This is a genomic window from Microcystis sp. M090S1 (genome assembly GCF_020246295.1).
Taxonomy (GTDB): domain Bacteria; phylum Cyanobacteriota; class Cyanobacteriia; order Cyanobacteriales; family Microcystaceae; genus Microcystis; species Microcystis aeruginosa.
Window position 1 is genome coordinate 1 of the sequence record NZ_JADBTF010000265.1, and the last position, 7,901, is coordinate 7,901.

The window sequence follows — 7,901 nt, forward strand, 5'->3', positions numbered from 1 at the left end:
ATCGGATTACGTTCACCGGATTATCGATGACAAACCTGACATCGCTTTATCCAAATTAATCGCTAACCTTAAAACAGTTAGTAGTCCCATTAATTAGAAAGGAATTTCCGGATTTGGCGGCCAAGTATTTCGACAACAAACCCTATTTTTGGACGGGAGGTTATTTCGTGGCTAGTTGTGGCGGCGTTACCATCGAACAACTAAAAAAATACGTCGAGAACCAAAACTCCCCGAAAGTGGAAACCCTACCGCGTTAGTTTTATTCTGGTCGCGATTCATCTCCCGTTAACTGCGTAGCGGTTTAACGGGAGTCCTCTCGCGACCTTGAAATAGGAAGTTTTCCTTTTGGGGAGTGGGGGGTCGGGTGTCGGGTATCGGGGCGGACACAACGGCAAGAATTCCGGAGTCGCACCCAACCCGACAGCGAAAAAAAGAGAACTAGCGTTTTAGCCAACTCATCATCGCCCGCAGATCTTGACCGACTTCTTCGATCGAATGTTCTGCCTCTTGACGACGCATAGCGGTGAACCCCGGTTTACCTGCTTGATTTTCGAGGACAAACTCTCTGGCGAATTGTCCCGATTGAATTTCCCCGAGGATTTTCCGCATTTCGGACTTAGTCGCTTCCGTCACCACCCGCGGACCGCGAGTGTAGTCACCGTACTCGGCTGTATTGGAAATACTATCGCGCATTTTGGCTAAACCGCCCTCGACGATCAGATCGACGATCAGTTTCACTTCGTGTAAACACTCAAAATAGGCTAATTCGGGCTGATAACCAGCTTCCACGAGGGTTTCAAAGCCAGCTTTAATTAAAGCACTTAAACCGCCGCATAATACTGCCTGTTCGCCAAAAAGGTCGGTTTCTGTCTCCTCGCGGAAAGTGGTTTCCAAAACCCCGGCCCGAGTGCCACCGATACCTTTAGCGTAGGCCATCGCCCGATCGCGTGCTTGGCCGGTAGCATCTTGATAGACGGCGAATAAACAGGGGACTCCTTGACCTTGTTCGTAGGTGCGCCGGACGAGATGGCCCGGTCCTTTGGGTGCGACCATAACCACATCAACGTTAGCCGGGGGAACCACTTGACCGAAATGAATATTAAAGCCGTGGGCAAAAGATAAAACCTTGCCTTCGCTTAAATTCGGGGCAATTTCGTTGAGATAAATCGTTTTCTGCACTTCATCCGGTAAGAGGATCATGATCCAGTCGGCAATTTTAGCGGCTTGGGCCACATCATAAACCGGAATACCGGCTTCTTTGGCTTTGATTGCCGATTTACTGCCGGGATATAGACCAACAATCACATTAACGCCACTATCCTTGAGATTTAATGCGTGGGCATGACCCTGGGAACCATAACCAATAATAGCGATCGTTTTTCCCGCTAATAAATCTAAATTGGCATCCTCATCATAGTACATTCGTGCCATCGAACTCGCTCCTTAACTTCTTTTGTCACTGTGCAAACTCCTAATTATAGGAGAAAATCACGCCCTTCAGAAGCATTCGAGCGCCGGTTTCCTGGAGTCAAGAAAAAATAGTGCCTAGAAAAATTGAAATTTTCTCTAGATAATTGGGTATTCTAACTAGGCTTGGCTGGCTTGATCTAGTGGAGCAGAAAAAAAAAGGGGGGGGTAATGGCCAATTTTTAGCTTGGACTTGGTTCTTTCACCAAAATTGAGTACAATGTCACTATCATTAAGCACTTCCTCTCCTCCTATCCAGTTAAGATTAACCTCGATCTGAACACAGATAATCGGGTTAGTATTTAGTGCCGAAATAGCTTCTCTCCTTCTCGATTTTTACCTTTTCTGGGTAATTTACCCAGTCAGGATCGTTTATAGACTGATTTACTGCCTTGATCGACCCTAGATAAAATCAGGTCAAAAGATTATTGGCTTTGTTGATCACCAATCCCCTTAGAGCTGCCCAGGAAAATCTATGGTAAGTTTTTTTAAAAAGCTATTGACAAAAAAACCTCAAGGTGTTGGGTTAGAGATCACCCCGGAGCGTATTAACATAGCTCAGATCGCCAAACAGGGACAAAATTATAAATTAGTTAAATGTTGTTCGTCGGATATCCCGGAAGGCATCTTTGAGGAGGGAAAAATCGTCGATTCCCCCGCTTTAGCGGAATTAATCCAAGAAGTCCTCAAGGAAAATAAAATTAACAGCAAACGAGTCGCTACTGGTGTGCCGATGCGCGAGTCAATTATCCGGATTATCCCCATTCCCTCGGAATTGGACGATCAGGAATTGCGAAATCTGGTCTTAAATCATGAGGCTAGTTTATACCTTCCCTATCCTCGCGAGGAAGTGGATCTCGACTACCAAAAACTAGGCTACTTTCAGGATGAAGACGGGATCGAAAAAGTACAAGTATTATTAGTTGCTACTCGTCGGGAGATTACCGATGCCTATATGGAAACCTTCCAACAGGCAGGATTACAGGTAGATGTGCTAGAAATTAATAGTTTTGCCCTAATTCGGACGATTCGCGAGCATTTGCGACAGTTTAGTTCCAATGAAGCCGCCGTTATTGTTGATATAGAATTTGATAACACGGAAATTGCCATCGTGGTGGACGGCGTTCCCCAATTTTCCCGCACTGTCCCCATCGGCACTTTCCAGCTACAAAATGCCCTCTCCAGGGCGATGAATTTGCCCACCTCCCGCAGTCCTGAGATTCTTTTGGGGATGACAATTCCGATTATTGCCTTTGATAGTCTTAGCACCAATACCGGCACTTCCGGGGCCCCTACTAACGCCGGGATAACGGCACTGATGCGCGTTTTAGGGGAATTAACCGATGAGTTACGGCGATCGATTAATTTCTATCTTAACCAAAGTGATGAACTGGAAATCGTCCAGTTACTTTTAGCCGGTCCCGGGGGCGGTTTAGCGCAACTAGACGAATATTTTACTCAACGTCTCAGCGTCCCCGCCATGGCAATCGATCCGATCGCATCACTGAATTTAGATACAACTCAAGAGATTCCTAATACCGAAAGACCTGGATTAGGAACAGTTCTCGGTTTAGGATTACGGGAGGTATAGACAAAAATTATGTATAGTCTTGACGTTAATTTTCTTAAGGATCGCCATCTTAACCAAACGGGCAAAGGAACCCCCTCGTCCAAGATTTCCACCGCTATTAACCTGCGTAAACAAACACCCCTGTTGATCGGTGTGGGAGTGGGGGCCGGATTATTGACACTGACGGGATTACTCGGTTTACTCGTCGGTTGGCAAACCAGCGAAACTCAGGCCAAAATTCAGCAACTGGACGCGGAATTAGGTCAACTGCAAGCCCAAAGCAAAAAGCTAGAAGACCTGAGAGCGCAATTAACGGCAGTAGAAGGAGAAAATCAATCTCTGGTAACTGTATTCAATCAGATTAGGCCTTGGTCAGCCATTCTTCAAGAAATTCGCCAACAAACTCCCCCTAGCGTCCAGCTAACCAGTGTGCAGCAGGTGGAGGTTCCCGCTGCCCCAGATCAAGGGCAACCGAATCGGGCTACTCAGTTAAAAATCAGTGGTTTTGCCAGTAGTTACGAAGCAGTAAATGATTATCTCTTAACCCTGCAAGCTTCTCCTTTTTTACAGGGCAAGAAAACCGCGATCGAAAGTGCTGTCCTGGCCGATTTACCCGTACAGGTGGACAATCAGTACAAAAATATTAATGTCACTTTCCCCCAAGCGGTTCAATTTGTGCTCACCGCCCAATTAAGTGATACTCCCGCTACTCAACAACTGCTCAATCTTACCCGGAATGGAGCACTCGGAGTTGTCACTAGGATTAATACTCTCAAACGCCAAGGAGTCATTCAACCATGACCTTTACCGAAGAATTTGAAGATCGGGAATTAGAGGAATTTGACGAGTATCCTATCGCTTTCGGGATAACTTTTACTCCCCGCAATAGTGGCATCGCTGCCGCTGTGCTAGGTTTACTTGGCTCTTTCTATCTGCTTTTTAACTGGGTGATGCCCGCTTATAATACCTTGCAACAGTTGCAAAACGATGCAGCTGGCAAACAACAACAGGTAGATCAACAAAAAAGCGGTCTCAGACCCGCAGAATTCCAAAAAATTGAGAGTCAGTTGCAACAAAAACAAGCTATTAAACAGCAAATACTCTCGCTTTTTGCGAAAGAAAAAGACTTAAGCACTATTCTCTTAGATATTAGCAATATCTTTAAGTCTCGCAATGTTAAGCTGATTAGCTTCCAACCCCAAGGACTAGAACCAGTGGTGGTTTCCGATGGTTCCCTCGGTAGCGCGGTTAATAATAAGCTCAAACGTCAAACTCTTAACGTCAAGATCGAAGGGAACTATGCTAACACTCAAGAGGTTATTCGGGATTTAGAAAGATTACAGCCGCTCATTTTGCTAAACAGTCTCAATACCCAGATGGAAAAGGAAGGATCGGCGGTTAAAGTGGTTAGTACTGGCAACAATAAAGCCACTATCGTTCCCCAAGGCGATAAACCCGTTACTACCACCTTTCTTCTCGATGTGATTATTCCTCTCAATGCCGAAGAATTAGCGAAATTAGCACCGCCACCCCCCGCCGAAGGTCAACCCCCCGCCAAAGGTCAACCCCCCGCTAGTCCGCCCCAATAATAGTCTTCAATCCGGTGTGAGTATTGCGTTTTTTGTCCGTTGAATCCCCCAATTGTTGAGGAGTGAATAAAGTGAATCCGTCCCGCTATGCCCTGTTTATCCCCCAAATTGCCTCGTTTTTATTGATGGCTCCCCTGAGCGCTTTGGCCGAAACCCCCATTTCCTTCGATGGTTCAGAGTTAAAATCCCCTACATTAAAAGTTGAATTTTGGCAAGAGTTTAGTAAAGAAAATTTACAAAAGTCGCAAAATCAGCTTGTCCCTTCAACCGCAGCCGTACAAAAGGAAATCAGCGATCGCATTTTAGCCAGTGAAAAACTGCTCGCCCAAAGTGCGCCCATGGTTCCCAACCCCGAAATTATCATTCAAGGCGTACCCCAAGCCCCTGGCGCTCCCACCCTACCCCGGGCCGTCGCCCCACCGGTGGGAGATATTGCCATCTCTAACATCGATGCTAGTGCCGAAAAGGTCAAATTCGATCGTAATATGACTGTACCTCGTGTTTTACTCCGGGAAGCTTCCGCTAGAGAAGTGTTAATGACCCTTGCTAACTATGCCGGTTATAACGTCGTTTTCACCAGCGCCCAGGGGGAAACTAACGCCACCTCTCAGACAGTTTCCTTGGAATTTACTAACGAATCGGTGGAAAACATTTTTAACGCCGTGTTGTTAATTTCCGGACTCCAAGCTAACCGTCAGGGTAAAACCATCTTTGTCGGGGCGCAATTACCCCAAGGGGCTCGTAATCTGATTAGCCGCACCCTGCGTCTCAATCAAGTTAAAGCTGTCGCCGCCGCCATTTTCCTCGCCACCCAAGGGGCGGAATACCAGCGTTTAGTTACCCAAACCGAGGATATCGTCGATCCCCTCACCGGACGAGTAACCGGTCGCCGGGATGTTGCTCCCACCCTAGAGCCACTGACCCCCCAAAACACAGAAGGATCAAAAGCTGCCCTACTTTTAACCGGTTTAAGAATTGCCGCCGATGATCGCCTTAATTCTATTAATTTAATCGGCGAACCCCGACAAGTCCAGATCGCCACATCCTTATTAACCCAACTGGATGCCCGTCGCCGTCAGGTGGTGGTTAATGTCAAAGTTATCGATGTCAACCTGCTCAATACAGACCGCTTTAACAGTAGTTTTTCCTTCGGTTTTAACGATGGTTTCTTCGTTCAAGATAACGGGGCAGCAGTGCTGAACTTTGGTAATATGAACCCACCCACTAGCTCGACTGTAGGCAGACCGGGGGCTTTTGCACAGCCTGTTGTGCCGATTTTTGATATCATATCGGGTACGGGGACAGCAGAAATTCAACCTTTTTTTGACATTCAGAATGGCGCTCCCTTTGGCCGTGTTAACCAGGGACCCAATGACTCTTCAGGGGGTCTAACACCCTACTCGCGCCCTAGTTTTGGTCGCACTGTTAACCCCTTCCAACCCGGTTTGAGTGATACTACTATTGACCCAGAGACGGGAATAATAGAGTATGAATACGAACCCCCGACCCTCTTCCAGTATCCCCAAAAATTCCTGATGACCCTGCAAGCCTCAATTCAGACAGGAAATGCCAAGATTCTCACCGATCCCTCCCTGGTGGTGCAGGAAGGTCAACAGGCCACCGTTAAGCTCACCGAGAAAGTGCTAGAAAGTGTGAAGACAAGTGTAGATCCTCTCAGTGGCGAACGCACCACTGTCCCTGTACTGGCCGATGCTGGATTAACTTTAGCGGTAAACGTCGATCAGGTGGATGATAACGGTTTTATTTCCCTGTCGGTTAGCCCTACCATCGCCTCTCCGGGGTCTCCAATTCAATTTAATAGCGGTGGTCTCACAATCAACACCCTTACCCCTCTGATTCGTCGGGAATTGACTTCTGGTTTAGTTCGTCTCCGGGATGGACAGAGTTTAATTCTTTCCGGCATTATCCAAGAGCGCCAACAGAGTTCTGAGACAAAAGTGCCGATTTTAGGCGATATTCCCATTTTAGGGGCTTTATTCCGCAGTCGTACCAATCGCAATGATCGCTCGGAGGTGATTATTCTCCTCACTCCCAAAATTATCGAGGATACGGCCACCTCTACCCTCGGCATCAACTATCAACCGGGCCAAGATGCGGCGGAAATGCTTCAGCGTCAAGGTTTCCCCGTACAACCGCGACAGTAATCAGTTATATAGGGCTGGCTGAATAAATCTAAAAACCTTATCCAACCAGGTTTTTAGACCTTTTGTCAATCAAAAAGTACCGGATGTGGGAGTGATCAGGGGGCAAATTCAGGGACTTTTTCCCTGAAAATTGGGTAATTGACCCCCTCAAAATCAGTAAAACCCTACACCCTACACCCTACACCCTGCCCCCAGGAAAAACTTTTTGCCGCAAACCCTAATTATCCTCTTTTGGTTAGCCCGAATTCAGGGATCGATCGATGCCCGTTGCAAGCTTGAATGTACCCTTAACTTGATCTAGAGTGGAGCGATTCTGTACTTTTCTCCAGCCAGATAGTTATACCACTAAATAGTACAAAAGTCTAGAGATTCTGTTAAGTCCCTTGAATCGAGCGGCGTGGCAGCATCGAAGCTTACTGCTATAATTGCTTACGGACAAAGATAATAAACAAAATTTATGGGCGACTTTTTTGATAACGTGAGCCGTTACCCCCGCTATCTGATTAGCTTTAGTTTAGGGATTTTCTTCGCCTTTTTCGGCTGGTTAGCCCCTTTATTAAAAAATCCCCTCACAGCGATCGCACTTGTGGGCTTTCTAGGGGGAACTTTCGCCTTTCTTTATTTCACCCTCAAAGCCATGCTCGGATTAGCTTGATACAATGGTAAGGGTTTCGCTGTTTTTAGGGGACGAAAATTATGGCTAACGATCGTCGAGTATCTCGCGTCTCCTCGCTAATTAAGCGCGAGGTCAGCCAAATGTTATTAATGGAAATTAAAGATGATCGGGTCGGTGCCGGTATGGTTAGCGTTACCGATGTGGATCTCTCCCACGACCTGCAACACGCTAAAATTTTTGTGTCTATCTACGGCAACGAAGATGCAAAGGCCGAAACTATGGCCGGTTTAAAAGCTTCCGCAGGATTCGTCCGGCGTGAACTTGGTCAACGCATCCGTCTCAGACGTACCCCCGAAGTGGTCTTCCTAGAAGATTCTTCCCTCGAACGCGGCGATCGAATGTTACACCTTCTTGATCATATTAAAAGCGATCGACCCCCAGAAGATGACGATTCCGCTATCAGTGACCAGTGAACAGTGATCAGTAGAGGATAA

7 protein-coding genes and 1 pseudogene are annotated in these 7,901 nt (G+C 46.8%); 7 read left to right on the forward strand and 1 reads right to left on the reverse strand.

The window, feature by feature from the left end:
• Positions 1 to 257: pseudogene (tnpA, locus tag IM477_RS11775) on the forward strand (IS200/IS605 family transposase); the annotation flags it as partial.
• A 181-nt stretch (positions 258 to 438) separates the two neighbouring features.
• On the opposite strand, the gene ilvC reads toward tnpA, so the two are convergent.
• Positions 439 to 1,431: a ketol-acid reductoisomerase gene (gene ilvC / locus IM477_RS11780; RefSeq protein WP_287731837.1), complete on the reverse strand. Its 993-nt coding sequence runs from the start codon at positions 1,429 to 1,431 to the stop codon at positions 439 to 441.
• A gap of 511 nt (positions 1,432 to 1,942) precedes the next feature.
• On the opposite strand from ilvC, the gene pilM reads away from it, so the two are divergent.
• From pilM to rbfA, 6 genes are all read left to right on the forward strand, one after another.
• Positions 1,943 to 3,058, forward strand: a complete 1,116-nt coding sequence (gene pilM / locus IM477_RS11785; protein ID WP_287731839.1) for a type IV pilus assembly protein PilM — start codon at positions 1,943 to 1,945, stop codon at positions 3,056 to 3,058.
• 9 nt (positions 3,059 to 3,067) lie between these two features.
• Entirely contained in the window at positions 3,068 to 3,838 is a 771-nt protein-coding gene (locus IM477_RS11790) for a PilN domain-containing protein (protein ID WP_287731841.1), read from the forward strand.
• Positions 3,835 to 4,626: a pilus assembly protein gene (locus IM477_RS11795; protein ID WP_287731842.1), complete on the forward strand. Its 792-nt coding sequence runs from the start codon at positions 3,835 to 3,837 to the stop codon at positions 4,624 to 4,626. Before IM477_RS11790 ends, IM477_RS11795 begins: the two co-directional genes overlap by 4 nt.
• Before the next feature lie 71 nt (positions 4,627 to 4,697).
• Positions 4,698 to 6,791, forward strand: coding sequence for a secretin GspD/PilQ domain-containing protein (locus IM477_RS11800; protein WP_287731843.1), 2,094 nt, complete (start codon positions 4,698 to 4,700; stop codon positions 6,789 to 6,791).
• A gap of 457 nt (positions 6,792 to 7,248) precedes the next feature.
• Complete coding sequence (locus IM477_RS11805; protein WP_002737592.1) at positions 7,249 to 7,446, forward strand: DUF751 family protein; 198 nt, start codon at positions 7,249 to 7,251, stop codon at positions 7,444 to 7,446.
• A gap of 41 nt (positions 7,447 to 7,487) precedes the next feature.
• Positions 7,488 to 7,880: a 30S ribosome-binding factor RbfA gene (gene rbfA / locus IM477_RS11810; RefSeq protein ID WP_190357356.1), complete on the forward strand. Its 393-nt coding sequence runs from the start codon at positions 7,488 to 7,490 to the stop codon at positions 7,878 to 7,880.
• Positions 7,881 to 7,901 lie beyond the last annotated feature (21 nt).